14 protein-coding genes are annotated in these 14344 nt (G+C 71.4%); 12 read left to right on the top strand and 2 right to left on the bottom strand.

Annotation, left to right across the window (positions count from 1 at the left end):
• The first annotated feature begins 78 nt into the window (after nt 1-78).
• The 5 genes from ACFXKG_RS39145 (at nt 79) to ACFXKG_RS39125 (ending at nt 3718) form a co-directional block, all read left to right on the top strand.
• Nucleotides 79-420, top strand: a complete 342-nt coding sequence (locus tag ACFXKG_RS39145; protein ID WP_384849722.1) for a hypothetical protein — start codon at nt 79-81, stop codon at nt 418-420.
• A 148-nt stretch (nt 421-568) separates the two neighbouring features.
• Nucleotides 569-1027, top strand: a complete 459-nt coding sequence (locus tag ACFXKG_RS39140; RefSeq protein WP_384849719.1) for a hypothetical protein — start codon at nt 569-571, stop codon at nt 1025-1027.
• Nucleotides 1024-2568, top strand: coding sequence for a hypothetical protein (locus ACFXKG_RS39135; RefSeq protein ID WP_384849716.1), 1545 nt, complete (start codon nt 1024-1026; stop codon nt 2566-2568). The genes ACFXKG_RS39140 and ACFXKG_RS39135 overlap by 4 nt, the downstream gene beginning before the upstream one ends.
• Nucleotides 2569-2606: 38 nt before the next feature.
• A complete protein-coding gene (locus tag ACFXKG_RS39130; RefSeq protein ID WP_384849713.1) occupies nt 2607-3230 on the top strand; it encodes a hypothetical protein in 624 nt (207 codons plus the stop codon).
• A gap of 50 nt (nt 3231-3280) precedes the next feature.
• Nucleotides 3281-3718 (top strand): DUF3592 domain-containing protein, encoded by a 438-nt coding sequence (locus tag ACFXKG_RS39125; RefSeq protein WP_384849711.1) that lies wholly within the window; start codon nt 3281-3283, stop codon nt 3716-3718.
• 21 nt (nt 3719-3739) lie between these two features.
• Here the strand turns inward: ACFXKG_RS39125 and ACFXKG_RS39120 are convergent, their stop codons facing one another.
• Nucleotides 3740-4108, bottom strand: coding sequence for a DUF192 domain-containing protein (locus ACFXKG_RS39120; RefSeq protein ID WP_384849708.1), 369 nt, complete (start codon nt 4106-4108; stop codon nt 3740-3742).
• A gap of 89 nt (nt 4109-4197) precedes the next feature.
• Between ACFXKG_RS39120 and ACFXKG_RS39115 the strand changes: the two genes are divergently transcribed.
• Together ACFXKG_RS39115 and ACFXKG_RS39110 are read left to right on the top strand one after the other, a co-directional pair.
• Nucleotides 4198-5316, top strand: a complete 1119-nt coding sequence (locus ACFXKG_RS39115) for a prepilin peptidase (protein WP_384849706.1) — start codon at nt 4198-4200, stop codon at nt 5314-5316.
• Nucleotides 5317-5386: 70 nt separating this feature from the next.
• Complete coding sequence (locus ACFXKG_RS39110) at nt 5387-6142, top strand: class I SAM-dependent methyltransferase (RefSeq protein WP_384849703.1); 756 nt, start codon at nt 5387-5389, stop codon at nt 6140-6142.
• Between the two features lie 739 nt (nt 6143-6881).
• Here ACFXKG_RS39110 and mgrA read toward each other — a convergent pair.
• Nucleotides 6882-7919 (bottom strand): L-glyceraldehyde 3-phosphate reductase, encoded by a 1038-nt coding sequence (gene mgrA, locus ACFXKG_RS39105; RefSeq protein WP_384849701.1) that lies wholly within the window; start codon nt 7917-7919, stop codon nt 6882-6884.
• 149 nt (nt 7920-8068) lie between these two features.
• Here mgrA and ACFXKG_RS39100 point away from each other — a divergent pair, with 149 nt between their 5' ends.
• The 5 genes from ACFXKG_RS39100 (at nt 8069) to ACFXKG_RS39080 (ending at nt 14309) form a co-directional block, all read left to right on the top strand.
• Entirely contained in the window at nt 8069-8830 is a 762-nt protein-coding gene (locus ACFXKG_RS39100) for an isoprenyl transferase (protein WP_382890710.1), read from the top strand.
• Nucleotides 8831-9342: 512 nt separating this feature from the next.
• The gene (locus tag ACFXKG_RS39095; RefSeq protein WP_384849699.1) at nt 9343-10668 is read left to right on the top strand and encodes a PhoH family protein; all 1326 of its coding nucleotides are present in this window, start codon (nt 9343-9345) and stop codon (nt 10666-10668) included.
• Nucleotides 10669-11056: 388 nt separating this feature from the next.
• Complete coding sequence (locus ACFXKG_RS39090) at nt 11057-11782, top strand: transglycosylase SLT domain-containing protein (RefSeq protein ID WP_382890650.1); 726 nt, start codon at nt 11057-11059, stop codon at nt 11780-11782.
• A 164-nt stretch (nt 11783-11946) separates the two neighbouring features.
• On the top strand, nt 11947-13503 hold the full coding sequence (locus tag ACFXKG_RS39085; protein ID WP_384849696.1) for an AI-2E family transporter: 1557 nt from the start codon (nt 11947-11949) through the stop codon (nt 13501-13503).
• Nucleotides 13500-14309 carry a hypothetical protein gene (locus ACFXKG_RS39080; RefSeq protein ID WP_384849693.1) on the top strand — a complete coding sequence of 270 codons (810 nt, stop codon included), beginning with the start codon at nt 13500-13502 and terminating at the stop codon, nt 14307-14309. The genes ACFXKG_RS39085 and ACFXKG_RS39080 overlap by 4 nt, the downstream gene beginning before the upstream one ends.
• The last annotated feature ends 35 nt before the right edge of the window (nt 14310-14344 follow it).

Genomic DNA, 14344 nt, shown 5'->3' with positions numbered 1-14344 from the left:
GCCGATCCCGTGGAGCTGCGGGTCAACGCGACCCTCGACCGCGGTGATGTTTCCGAGGCTCCCCCTCCCGAACCAGCGGTGAACCGGGCAAGGACGCATCGTGGTCTCGACGCGGCGGTCGTCGCCTGCGCGGACGGTTTCACGGCCGAGGGCGGCGAGGACGGCCTCTCGACCTGCTCCGGAGTGAAGCGACCGGCCGCTCCGCGGGCCGGGAACCAGGCGCCGGCCCATCAGCTCACCGGGGACCACGAGGGCGAGGACGTGCCGCTGGTGTTCCAGGTGGTGCGTACGGGGACGACGGTCGCCACCTGCTGCACCGCGAACCTCGTGAACGCGAAGACCCCCGAGATCCCCGCCGAGATCCCCGCCGAGATCAGCGCGGCTCAGGCGGCCGAGCTCCGGCCGGGCGGCGCCCGGTAGTTCACGGCAGTCGGGCACGGTTCAGGCAGTGCCGGGCACGATCTGGGCCCTTTGGGTCCGGTTCTGGGCCCACGGGCCCACGACCTGTCCTTGCCCTCCCCCTACGGTGGACCGGTCAGATCCGGCCAATACACAGGGGGCAGCGCGGATGCGTGGGACAGGAGGGCCGCCGTACCGGGGGGCCGGTTACGGGTATACGGCGCCGGAGAGCGGTGGGCTGCTCGCGATGGCCGCCGCCTGGGCGGCGGGGTTCGTGGTGCTTGCCGTCACCTCGTACCTCCAAGTCACCTACGTCTACGAGACGCTGGGGTCGACCGAGCGGCTTGAATCGTTCGGCGGCCGGCTGCTGGTGATCCATCTGCCGAACGCCGTCTGTGTGGCGCTCGGCGCCTGGGCCTCCTCGCGCGCGCACCGCGAACCCTTCAGGGACCTGCCCGTACGGCACGCCTTCGCCGTTTTCACGGTCCCCGTCCTCGTCCAGGTTCTGAACATCGGCATCAGGTGGGAGCGGGTCTCCCTCGAAGGCGTGCTGATGTCCTGCGCCGTCGTCGTGGCCGGTGCGGTCACCGGATATGCCGTGGACCGCATACGCGAGGGGGAGCGATGAGCAGGGGACGTACGGGAGACACCCGGCGCCGGTTCAGATCGGACGGCGGCGCCACCGCCATGGAGTACCTGGGCGCGATCATCGTCGTCGTCGCCCTCGTGCTCGGCGTCAGCGCCGCCGGCATCGGAGGGTCCATCGGCGACCGCATCCGCTGCGCCGTCCCCGCCCTCGGCGGCGGTGGCGGCGCCTGTGCCTCCGGCGGCGACGGTACGGACGACAAGCCGCTCGCCGACAAGGACTTCGAGCCCCCGCTCTGCACGATATCCACCATCTCGGACACCGCGGGCGGCAAGGCGAAGCTCGGCTGGTTCGAGTGGGGCCAGGACTACGGCTTCCAGGACAAGACGATGCGGGCCAACTACGACGTGAACGAGGACGGGACGGTCGACGACAAGGACCAGCTCATCTACACCACGTTCACCGACTCCGCGAGCGCGGGCGTCACCGGGGGCTTCGGCGGCAAGATGGGCAAGCTCGGCACGGGCTCGGTCGACCTCGGCGCCGGGGTGAAGGTCAGCAACGGCGACACCTGGGTCTTCAAGAGCCGCGAGGAGGCCGAGTCCTTCCGCGAGGACCTGGAGAAGCTGAAGATGTACGAGATACGCCGTAAGTCCCCGGGCGGCGCCGAGGCCAGCGCCGGCGACAGCCTCCTCTACCTCTTCGGCAAGGGCCCCCTCAAGGACGAGGAGAACATCCGCAACCGCGTCGAGGACAAGCTCAAGGACCGCCACATCAGCCAGGCTTCGGTCGGTGTGTACGGCAAGGCCGGCGGCGAGCTGTCGCTCAACGCCGACGCCGAGGGCACGCTCAGCGGCAAGCTCGGCGCGGATGTGAAGATCAGCGGCGACGCCCTTGTCACCAAGGACGACTTCCGCGGCACCAAGTCGTTCACGTACTCCGTCAAGGCGGACGGCACGATCGGCGCGGGCGTGGACGCGGGGGGCGTCAAGAAGGGCAAGCACCTCACCGGCGAGCGCTCGGCCACCGTCACCGTCACCCGGGACCAGGAGACCGGCGAACTGCTGCGCATCGACTTCACCCAGACCACCGAGACCTTCAGCGGTCAGACCGGCGGGGTCGGCGGCGACAACGGCAAGGACGGCAAGGACAAGCGTGGCGGAAAGGGTAAGAACACCGATAATTCGGGTGGCAGCGACATCGGCGTCGTCACCAACACCATCGCCTTCGAGAAGGGCGAGAAGGGCGACGCCGACCGCGCCGTCGGCCAGGCGTGGCTGGACGGCAACGGCGACCACACCGCGCCCTTCGAATACCTGCTGGACACCAACGCGCCGACCAGCCGGCCCGGCGCCGACGACCCCTTCGGGCAGCTCCTGTTCGACAAGGGCAAGTCGAGCAGGACATCGTACGATGGCATGTCCGACGCCCAGGAGTACGGATTCGAGCTGAATCTGGGGATCTCGATCGGTGCCTCCATCTCGATGGAGAACAAGTCCGAGACCCTCAAGGACGCCGAATTTCTCGGCGCGCCGAGGGACGGGAAGCGCGACTACGTGCCGTACAGCTACTGCGCCAAGTGACCACCCCCGCCGGTCCGGTACCAGTGAGGAACTCAGGGATGATCTCCAAGCCGAAGCGCCAGCCCCAGTCCGTGTCGAAGCCGAGAAGCCCGTACGGGGTGCGTGCGGCCGTGGCCGCGGGCCTGGCCGCCGCGCTCCTGACCGCCTGCGGCGCCGGCGGCAAGGACGCGGCGACGACCCCGGAGGGCTGGTCCACCCTGACGACCGACCGGCTCACCGTCGCGCACCCGGGGGAGTTCAAGCAGGTCGCCGCCGCGGACCTGGCGGAGGGGGACGCGGCGGGAGCCGTCCGTACGAAGGACGGCTCCCCGGCCGGCTCGATCTACGTCGAGTTCGACTACGGGCAGGGCATCAACGACGCCGACATGGCCGGCACGGCCGCCGAGGCCCGCGTCCAGCTCGGCGCGACCCCCGTCGAGACCACGGACGTCGAGGTCGCCGGGCCCGACGGCACGGCCGAGGCGCGCCGCGTCGACTGGACCTCCACCTCGACCGGCGAGGAGGGGCAGCCGCCCAAGGGCACGCCGCTGGCGGGGGTGATGGTGGCGGGTCTGGACACCAAGGACCGGCCGTACCTCATCACCGTCAACGCCGAGAAGGGGCTGTTGTCCGACAGGGACATCAAGGACATCATCGCCAGTGTTTCCCTGAAGCAGGGCTGAAGGGCAGACGGGGACGGCACGGAACGGATCGGAACGGATCGGAGTCAGGCGTGGGGATCGAAGCGCTCTTCCTGCTCGTGGGGGTGGCGGCCCTGGTGGTCTCCGTCGTCTTCGCCCGGCGGCTCCTGGTGGTGCTCGCCCTGCTCCGGAACGGCCGGCGGGCCGAGGGGCGGTGCGTGGACCGCCGGATCGTCACCAACTCGGGGCTGGCGAGCGGGTCGTCCAGCTCCCACCCCGAGTTCGTCTTCACGTTCCGCACGGAGGACGGCACCGCCGTCGAGTTCAAGGACCGGCCCGGCATGTTCGGCCACGAGGTGGGGGCGCCGGTCAGGGTCAGTTACGACCCGAGGTCCCCGCACAAGCGCGCCACCATCGCCGGCCCCGGCGCCTGGGGCCCGGTCTACGTCCCCGCGCTGATCTGCCTGGGCACGGCCCTCTTCGCCCTGGTCCCGCTGCTGGCGGTGGCGGCGAAGGAAGGGCTGCTGTAGGCGGCCCGCCGACCGCCGACGTCACCCGGGCTGTACGTCCACGCTCACCCGGGTGCCCGGCCGCAGCCCCCACCGTTCCATCGCCCCCGCCTCCGCCTCCAGTACGTGGCGGGCCCGCAGCCGCGGCAGATGGAGCCGGCCCGGCTTCATGGTGTGGACCTGGACCACCTTCAACGACCGGTCCAGATAAGCGACATCGATCGTGAAGCCCATCCTGAAGGTGTGCACGCTGTTGCACGGCGTGATCAGCAGCGCTCCGTCGATCCCGGTCCGGCCGAGCAGCCCGCGCCGCCGGGTCCCGTACGAGGCGGCGATCTCCAGCTCCACCTCCACCGGGGCGTCCTGACCCGCGACCGTCAGCCGTCCCCTGCCGTTTCGCCATGTACCCATGGCCGTAGACCGTAGCGCCCCGCCGCGGCGGTGGCCGCTCCCGAGCGCGGATCTGGGTCCCGGGGTACGGGAAGTGGGCCCCTGGACCCATGACCGGGCCCGGTGCCGGGCCTAGGCTCGGTGAGGTGTACGCCACGCTGATCGTCCTCGCCGCGCTCTGGGGCGCCGCCACGGGAGTGCTGCTGCCGCGCCCCGCGTACCGGCTCTCCGTCGAGCCGGAGGACGCGTGGCGCGACCGCTGCCCCGCCGGCCACCCGATCACCGGCCCGGCCCGCGGCTGGCTCGGCAGGGCGAGATGCCCGGGGTGTGCCACCTCCGACGCGGTTGCTACGGGTGCTACGGGCGCTACGGGTGTGGGCGTCGGGGCCGGGTTCGGATCCGATGCCGGGCCCGGGGCCGGGGCCGGGGCCGACAGCAACGCCGCTGTCGGTGACTACGGAGCCGTCGCCGTCCCGGAAGCAACCGGAGCCACCGGAGTAACTGGAGCCACCGGAGCACCTGGAGCAACCGAGGCAGCCGAGGCCCCCGGCGCCGCGGACGGCCCCGGCCCTGGAACCGCCTCCGCCGGCACCACCCCCGTGTCCGATCACTTCGATCACTCCGGTCACTCCGGTGCGCCCGACGCGTCCCTCGTGCGGTACGCGCCCTCCCTCCTCGTCCCCGTCCTCGGCGCCCTCGGCTGCGCCGCGCTCGCCGCCGCCACCGGGCCCCGTCCCGAGCTGGCCGTCTGGCTGCTGCTCGCGCCCTTCGCCCTGCTCCTCGCCGTCGTCGACCGCAACGTCCACCGCCTCCCGGACCAGCTCACCCTGCCCCTGGCCCTCGCCGCCGCCGTACTCCTCGGCCTGGCAACCCTGGTTCCCGGAGGCCCGGGGGGCGGGGGCGGTGCCGACGCCGGCCGGTCCTGGACGACGGCGCTGCTCGGCGGGGTGGTCCTCGGCGCCTGCTACTTCGTGCTGTTCCTGATCAACCCGAACGGCATGGGCTTCGGCGACGTCAAGCTCGCCCTCTCCCTCGGCGTCGTCCTCGGCTGGTACGGCTGGCCGGTGCTCGGCGTCGGCGCCTTCGCCGGATTTCTGCTGGGAGCGCTGTACGGGGTCGGGCTGATGGTGCTGCGCCGGGCGGGCCGCAAGTCGGTGATCCCGTTCGGCCCGTTCATGATCGTCGGCGCGCTGCTCGGCCTCCTCCTCGGGGCCCTGTCCGCCGCGTGAGCCGGACCCGGACCGGGGCCGCGCGAAATGCGTTCGCGCCGCCGCTCCCGGCCCTGCCACGATCGCGCCCATGCCCACCTTCGAAGAGCTGATCGCCGAAGCGGCCGGCGTTTCCGTGGACGGCTGGGACTTCTCCTGGCTCGACGGCCGCGCCACCGAGGAACGCCCGCCCTGGGCGTACGCCCGCTCCATGGCCGCCCGGATGGCCGACGCCCGTGCGGCACTGGACATCCAGACCGGCGGGGGCGAGGTCCTCGCCTCCGTACCGGAACTGCCGCCGCTCACCGTCGCCACCGAGTCCTGGCCGCCGAACCTCGCCCGGGCCGGGGCGCTGCTGCGGCCCCGCGGGGTCGCCGTCGTGGCGGATCCGGACGAGCCCCCGCTGCCGTTCGCGGACGGCGTCTTCGACCTGGTCGTCAGCCGCCACCCCGTCCGGGTGTGGTGGGACGAGATCGCGCGGGTGCTGCGGCCCGGCGGCCGGTACTTCTCGCAGGAGGTCGGACCGGCCAGCGTCTTCGAGCTGGTGGAGTACTTCCTCGGGCCCCAGCCGACCGAGGCGCGCTCCGCGCGTGACCCCGGTCGGGCCGTGGCGGCCGCCGAGGCGGCCGGTCTCGACGTCGTGGACCTGCGGACGGCGTCGCTGCGCACCGATTTCCACGACATCGGCGCCGTCGTCTACTTCCTGCGCAAGGTCGTCTGGATGGTGCCCGGCTTCACCGTCGAGGCGTACCGCGGCCGGTTGGCGGAACTGCACCGCCGGATCGAGGACGAAGGGCCCTTCGTGGCGACGACGACCCGCTTCCTGATCGAGGCGGTCCGTCGTTAGGGAACGGGCGGGGGCGCTCGGCCCCGGGCAGGCGCTCCGGGCAAGGCTTCGGGCAGGCGCTCCGGGCAAGGCTCCGGGCAGGCACTTCGGGCAGGCTCCCGGCCCTCGGCGTCAAGATGAAGCCTCCGGGATCGCTCCTGAGAGGGACGACACGCGATGGCGACTACTCGCCATTTTGGCCACCCGCCGCCGGAAAAGCCTGGTGGCGGGCGCCGCGCGCCGTAGCCCGCCGCTTTCGGAGCGTCATGTTGCTGCACGAGGGGGCCCACGATCCCTCACGAAGGGTTATGGTGGAAACCCCCCCTCGGGCCGGTCCGTATCCCCCCCCACGGACCGGCCCGTTTTCTGTCCCGGTCCGGTGGAGCGCCGGGACGGGGGCGGTCACCCGGCCCCGAGCCGACCCTCGCCGGACTCCCGGTCCGGCCCCGCGCGGGGCCGGACCCGGCGGCGGCCCGTGGAGTCCTGGTCCAGGCCAACCCCGGCCCAGGTCCAGGCCAGGTCCGGGCCAGGCTCCGGTCCGGCCCCCGGACCCGCCGTGTCCCGGGGCCGTTCGCGCTCCGGCCCGGCACGCGCCCGCTCCGTGCCGCTCCGGACCCGCTGCGACCGCGCCGCTCCCGTACGGGCTCTCCCGCCGCCCCGTCCCGCCGGCCGGCCTGCCCGCCCCGGGGCGTGGACCGCGCGCGAGCCGGGCGCTCACAGCGCGTCAGCCCCGGGCGTCACGGAGTGTCAGCTCACCGGCTCAGCTCCGGCCGGCCCAGATGTTCGTGCCCGCCGTGTCCACCGCGAAGCCGTCGATCTCCGTCAGCTCCTCCGCGGACAGCTTCGGTGCCGACAGCGCCGCGACGTTCTCCTCCAGCTGCCGGACGCCGGACGCGCCGATCAGCGCCGAGGTCATCCGCGGGTCACGCAGCACCCACGTCAGCGCGAGCTGCGCCAGCGACTGGTCCCTGCGCCGGGCGATCTCGTCCAGCCCGCGCAGCCGCCGTACCACGTCGTCCGAGAGCAGCCCGGGGTCGAGGGACTTGCCCTGGCTGGCCCGGGACCCCTCCGGAATGCCCTTCAGATACTTCCCGGTCAGCAGCCCCTGGGCGAGCGGCGCGAACGAGATGCACCCCATCCCCGCCGTCTCCAGCGTGTCCAGCAGCCCGTCGTCCTCCGTCCAGCGATTGATCATCGAGTACGAGGGCTGGTGGATGAGGGCGGGCACCCCCATCTCCCTGAGCAGCGCCGCCGCCCGGGCCGTCTGCTCCGAGGTGTACGACGAGACCCCCACGTACAGCGCCTTCCCCTGCTGTACGGCGGAGGCCAGCGCCCCCATCGTCTCCTCCAGAGGAGTGTTCGCGTCGAAGCGGTGGGAGTAGAAGATGTCGACGTGGTCCAGGCCCATCCGCTGCAGGGAGGCGTCCAGCGACGACAGCAGATACTTACGGGAACCCCATTCGCCGTAGGGCCCGGGATGCATCAGATATCCGGCCTTGGTCGAAATGATGAGTTCATCCCGGTAGGCCGAGAAATCCTGCGCGAAGATCTTGCCGAAATTCAGCTCGGCGGATCCCGGCGGCGGTCCGTAGTTGTTCGCCAGGTCGAAGTGCGTGACACCGAGATCGAAGGCGCGGCGCAGGATCGCACGCTGCGAATCGAGCCTCCGGTCGTCACCGAAGTTGTGCCAGAGACCGAGTGAGATCGCAGGCAGTTTCAGGCCACTGCGCCCGCTGCGGCGGTACTCCATGGCGTCGTACCGGCCGTCGGCCGCGAGATAAGAGGGAGATTTGGTCATGCTTTCTTCCTTATCACGGACTTGTGACAGACCGGGTTGGGTGACCGCGCGGAGTCCGCAGTAATGTGACGGCTTCGGGGTCCCCGGGCCGGCCCCAGGATCCCGCCAGCGGACGCGCCGGTCCCCACGGAATCGAGAGGGTGGACTCAGTGAACGTGCGCGACCTGGTGTATCGGCTCTATGCGCGCCGGGTGGAAGGCCGCCTCGACCACGACCAGGTGCCGAAGCACATCGGCGTCATCCTGGACGGCAACCGCCGCTGGGCGAAGGCCGCGGGCGGCACGGCCGAACAGGGCCACGAGGCCGGTGCCAGCAAGATCCAGGAACTGCTCGGCTGGTGCTCCGAGACCAAGGTCGAGGTCGTCACCCTGTGGATGCTCTCCACGGACAACCTGGACCGTCCCCAGGAGCAGTTGGCCCCGCTCGTCGCCATCATCGAGAACGCGGTCCGTGACCTGGCGGCCGACGGCCGCTGGCGGGTGCACCACGTCGGCACGCTCGACCTGCTGCCCGCCCATACGCAGACCGTGCTCAAGGAGGCCGAACAGGCCACCGTCGGCAACCAGGGAATACTCGTCAACGTCGCCGTGGGCTACGGCGGCCGACAGGAGATCGCCGACGCGGTCAGCTCCCTCCTGATGGACCACGCGAGCAAGGGCACCACCTTCGAGGAGCTCGCCGAGATCGTCGACGTCGACCTGATCTCGTCCCATCTCTACACGCGCGGCCAGCCCGATCCGGACCTGGTCATCCGTACCAGCGGTGAACAGCGCCTCTCCGGCTTCATGCTCTGGCAGAGCGCCCATTCGGAGTACTACTTCTGCGAAGTCTTCTGGCCGGCGTTCCGCAAGGTCGACTTCCTCCGCGCCCTGCGTGACTACGCCGCGCGCCACCGGCGCTACGGCACCTGAGTCCTCGCCCCTTCCCTCTTCTCTCTCTCCTCCTCCTTCTCCCGGCATCCGCGTCTCCGGCCGCACGGGGTAAGTCCCACAAGGCCCCGCACGGCTTCCGGCGCGGCTCACGCCCGCGCCCGGCCCGGTCACGGCACCCGTTTCGGCCAGGTGCCGCCGCCGTCCCGGCGCGCGCCGCCCGGCACCCGGCCCCGGCGCCGCCGGCCGTCGGCCCAGGGCGCTTCACCCACGGTTCACCCACCGTCCGCCGTATGCCGTGGCATGGCGGCGCGTGTTCGAGGGAATACCTCCTCCAGGTCGATGTCCGAAAAGACAGGTCCGTGGACATCGCATCTCAGCGGACGGCATGGGGCCGTCCGCCCGGGAGGCCCTTTGCACCAGGACGACCGTGCGCCTCGTCGTACGGGCGACATGGAGGGCCGGAGCTCGGCCCGCGCATGGGGCCCGAGCCCGGCCCACCCGCCCGCGACGCCGTCGCAACCCCGACCTCATCCGAGGGGGTACGTCCTTCCGTGGTGACCAGCACAAAGCGCCGCATGCCCGACAGGCGCACCTACGTTCTCGACACCAGCGTCCTGCTGGCCGATCCGAATGCCATGTCCCGCTTCGAGGAGCACGAAGTAGTGCTCCCCATCGTGGTGATCACGGAGTTGGAGGCCAAGAGGCACCATCCGGAACTCGGGTACTTCGCCCGGCAGGCGCTGCGCCTGCTGGACGACTTCCGTATCCGTTTCGGCCGTCTCGACGCCCCGATCCCGCTGGGCGATCTGGGCGGCACGCTGCGCGTCGAGCTCAACCACTCAGATCCCGGCATCCTGCCCGCCGGCTTCCGACTGGGGGACAACGACTCACGGATCCTCGCGGTCGCGCGCAACCTCCAGGCCGAGGGGTACGACGTCACGGTCGTCTCCAAGGACCTGCCGCTGCGCATCAAGGCGTCGTCGGTCGGTCTCCTCGCAGAGGAGTACCGCGCCGAGCTCGCCATCACCGACGCCTCCGGCTGGACGGGGATGAGCGAAGTGACGCTCGCCGCCGACCAGGTGGACCTCCTCTTCAGCGAGGAGACCCTCTATGTGCCCGAGGTGGGCGACCTGCCGGTGCACACCGGACTGGTGCTCCAGTCCGAGCGCGGCAAGGCGCTCGGCCGGGTCACCCCCGACGGCAACGTCCGGCTCGTACGGGGCGACCGTGAGGCCTTCGGGCTGCACGGCCGCAGCGCCGAGCAGCGCATCGCCCTCGACCTCCTCCTCGACCCGGAGGTCGGGATCGTCTCGATGGGCGGCCGGGCGGGCACCGGCAAGTCGGCGCTGGCCCTCTGCGCGGGCCTGGAGGCGGTCCTGGAGCGCAGGCAGCACCAGAAGGTGATGGTCTTCCGGCCGCTGTACGCGGTCGGCGGCCAGGAGCTGGGCTATCTGCCCGGCTCGGAGGCCGAGAAGATGAGCCCCTGGGCGCAGGCGGTCTTCGACACCCTCTCGGCCGTCGCCGGCCGGGACGTGATCGAGGAGGTGCTGGGGCGCGGCATGCTGGAGGTGCTGCCGCTCACGCACATCCGCGGCCGGTCCCTGCACGACGCGTTCGTCATCGTCGACGAGGCCCAGTCCCTGGAACGGAATGTTCTGCTGACCGTTCTGTCCCGGATCGGGGCCAATTCCCGCGTGGTGCTCACGCATGACGTCGCGCAGCGCGACAACTTGCGGGTGGGGCGGTACGACGGAATTGTCGCCGTTGTCGAGAAACTCAAGGGGCATCCGCTCTTCGCGCATGTCACGCTCACCCGCTCCGAGCGTTCGCAGATCGCCGCGCTCGTGACCGAAATGCTGGAGGACGGCCAGATCTGACCTCGTATCACCGCACTTGGCGCCGCCCGGCGAAGCCGAAAGAGCTTAGCCGGGCGGCGTTGTGCCGCGCCCCTATTTCCCTGAAACTCCTGGGGCGAACGTGGTGTGAGCTTTCCCACCCGATGGGGAATTGCCTCCCGGTGCCGCCTTCCGGCAGAGTCTTGCTTCCGTCAGGCCCCGCATGCGGCACACGCGCACCAACAGGGTGCGGTTCCATACAACTCCAAAGCTGCCGCCGCATGCCGCCCGCGCACCACGCGGCACTCCCCGCAAGGGGATTGCCCACCGGGCCCGTGTCTCCCGTGACGCATGTTGTACGGAGACCAGTGCCAGGGGCACGATCGCGTCCGCGAGGTCACGTGTGCGGGCGACGCTGGAAGGACACCGTGTGAGCCGGATCTCGGTCCGGGGATTTGCCGTGGCTTCTGCCACTGCGGTCACCACCGTCGGCGCTGTGGTGGGTGTTGCCTCGGGCGACCCCCAGACCTCGACCGACAATTTCGAGGCGACCGCAGCGGACATGACGCTTCTCGCAGACATCCCCGCGGGTCAGCAGGCCCAGGTGCAGACCGCGTCGCTGACTCAGCAGGCGGACGCCCAGGCCGCCGCCGCCGACACCACGGCCCGGAAGTCCGCCGAGGAGTCGGCCCGTGTCCAGGCCGCGCAGGACGCCAAGGACAAGAAGCAGGCCGCCGACGACAAGGTCGAGGCGGAGAAGAAGGCCGCCGCCGAAAAGAAGAAGAAGGAGGACGCCGAGCGCGCGAGCCGCGACGCGACGCGTTCCACCTCCGCTTCCGGCTCCTTCCCGCAGCAGGGCTCCTACACGGTCGCCGAGGTCCAGTCGATCGCCCGGTCCATCGTCCCGGCGGACCAGTTCCAGTGCTTCAGCAACATCGTGAACCACGAGTCCACCTGGAACTACAAGGCGCAGAACCCGTCTTCGGGCGCGTACGGCCTGGTCCAGGCGCTCCCCGGGTCCAAGATGTCGTCGGCGGGCGCCGACTGGCAGACCAACCCGGCCACCCAGATCAAGTGGGGCCTGAACTACATGAACGAGCGCTACGACAGCCCCTGTGGCGCGTGGTCGTTCTGGCAGGCCAACAACTGGTACTAGCCGTACCGGACGAGTGACACCCGGTTCCTCGCCGGTGCTCGTCCCGCTCAACCCCGGGAAGCCCCCCGCCGTCCTACGGTGGGGGGCTTCTCCCCTGTACGGTCGTAGTGAGCAGGCTCCGGGGAGTGGGCGTGGAGAGCAAGACAGGGGGAAGTGGAAGCTTCATGTCAAGACTGCCAGAGTGGCTCGGTCAGGTGGGTGCGGAACTGACCCGCCTGGGCGAACGCCTCGACCAGCGCCGGGCGGAGGCCGAGGCCGAGGGCGGCATCGGCGCGGGGACCGGGACCGCAGCCGACGCCGGGACCGACGCACGGACCGGGACCGACGCACGGGCCGTGGCCGGGTCCGTACGGGACGATGCCCCGCCGCCTCCCGCGCACGCGCCCTCCGCCGCGCCCGCCCCCGTCACGGCCGCCGCTCCGGAGCCCGCTCCCGCGCCACCGCCCGTTCCCGTCGTGCCCGCCGCCGAGCGCCACCCCGCCACCGCCATCCCCTGGGGCATGCGTGTCGCGGGCGAGGCCGCCTGGCGGCTGCTGGTGCTCGGCGGGCTGCTCTGGGCGCTGATGCATGTCATCAGCGCCCTGCAACTCGTCGTGATGGCCTTCGTCGTCGCACTGCTGATCACCGCGCTGCTCCAGCCGACCGTCGCCTGGCTCAGGCGGTACGGAACGCCCCACGGGCTGGCCACCGCGCTCACCGCGATCTCCGGATTCGTGCTGATGGGCCTGGTCGGCTGGTTCGTGGTGTGGCAGGTCATGGAGAACATCGACGATCTCTCCAACCGGGTCACGGACGGCATCAACGAACTGAAGCGCTGGCTGCTCGACAGCCCCTTCCACGTGACGGAAGACCAGATCAACGGCATCGCGAAGACCCTGAGCGATGCCGTCGGCTCCAACACCGAGGCGATCACCTCCGCCGGTCTCCAGGGCGTCGCCGTGATCGTCGAGCTGCTGACCGGCGTGTTCCTCGCCGTCTTCTCGACGCTCTTCCTGCTGTACGACGGCCGCAAGATCTGGAACTGGTCGCTCAAGCTCGTCCCCGCCGCGGCCCGGGAGGGGGTCGCCGGCGCCGGACCGCGCGCCTGGAACACGCTCACCGCGTATGTGCGGGGCACGGTTCTGGTGGCGCTGATCGACGCGATCTTCATCGGTCTGGGGATCTACTTCCTGAACGTCCCGCTCGCCGTGCCGCTCGCGGTCATCATCTTCCTGGGCGCGTTCATCCCGCTGGTCGGCGCGGTCATCTCGGGCGCGCTGGCCGTGGTGGTGGCGCTGGTCACGCAGGACGTCTTCACCGCGCTGATGGTGCTGCTCGTCGTGCTCGGGGTGCAGCAGATCGAGGGCCATGTGCTGCAGCCCTTCATCCTGGGCCGGGCCGTACGGGTGCACGCGCTGGCCGTCGTCCTCGCCGTCGCCGTCGGCGGTCTGGTGGCGGGCATCGGCGGGGCGGTGGTGGCGGTGCCGCTGGTGGCTGTCACCAACACGGTCGTCGGCTATCTCCGCGCGTACAGCCAGGAGCAGGAACTGAGGAACACGCCCCCGCCGCACGGCGCGACGGCCTACAGCATCGCGCCGGTGCCCGCTCCGGCCGGCGCGGTGGCAGGGGCCGCGGCCGGGGCCCCGGAGCCCTCCGGCGAGCCGTCCCGGCCCGCTCGGCCCACCCCGCAGCCGCCCTCGGCCACCCCCGCCGTGGCGGAGGCGGGAGACGGCCAGGGATGATCTCCGAGCCGGAGTTAACGGGCGAGGACGACGACAGCGGACAGGGAACACGCGGCGGGCACCCGGTCGTCGGCGCGCGCGGCGCGCCCGGCCGGTACGGCACGGAGGGCGGCCGGGCCCCCACCGGTCCGGCCGTCGAGGCCGAGACGCTCACCGGCACGTCGCCCCGCCACCGGCCGCCCTGGCTGTGGGCGTTCGGCGGCGCGCTGGCCGCCTCCGCGCTCTGGGCGGGCGGCCTCTCCGCGTACCGGCTGACCGGACCCGACCTGCGGGGGTACGAGGCGACGAGCGACCTCTGCGAGGCCGCCGAACTGGCCGCGCTCACCACCACTGTCGGCCCCAAGCTGCGGCCGACGGCGGGCACGGACCGGCACCCCGCCGTCGACCGGGCCAGGTGCCAGGTCGAATTCGGGGAGAGGGAGCCGCCCGAGGACGGGGGCGAGCCCGGGCGGATCTGGGTCCGGGCCGAGGCCGTCATCCGGTACACGCTGCACAAGGAGACCGATCCGGGTCCCGAGTTCGAGGCGGAGGCGGCGGGGCCCGCGTTCGACGGTCCCGCGACCTCGAAGCGCATCCCGGGCCTGGGCGACCAGGCGTTCCTCGTGAGGGCCGCCCACAACGGGGACGCGGAGCTGCATGTCCTGGACGGGGCCGCCGCGTTCGAGATCAAGGTCTACGGGACGGCCTACTCCACCGTCGATCCCACGACCGGCCAGTTCGTCGACATGAAGCCGCTCGACCTCTCCGCCCTCGAACCCGAACTGATCGAGGACATGCGGGCCCTGATGGCCGCGCTCAAGAAGTGAGAGCCGTGCCGCGCCGGACCTGTACGGTCCGGCGC

It is taken from the genome of Streptomyces sp. NPDC059255, from assembly GCF_042752355.1.
Classification (GTDB): domain Bacteria; phylum Actinomycetota; class Actinomycetes; order Streptomycetales; family Streptomycetaceae; genus Streptomyces.
The sequence above is the reverse complement of the archived record's forward strand: the minus strand, read 5'-3'. Positions and strand labels throughout refer to the sequence as shown.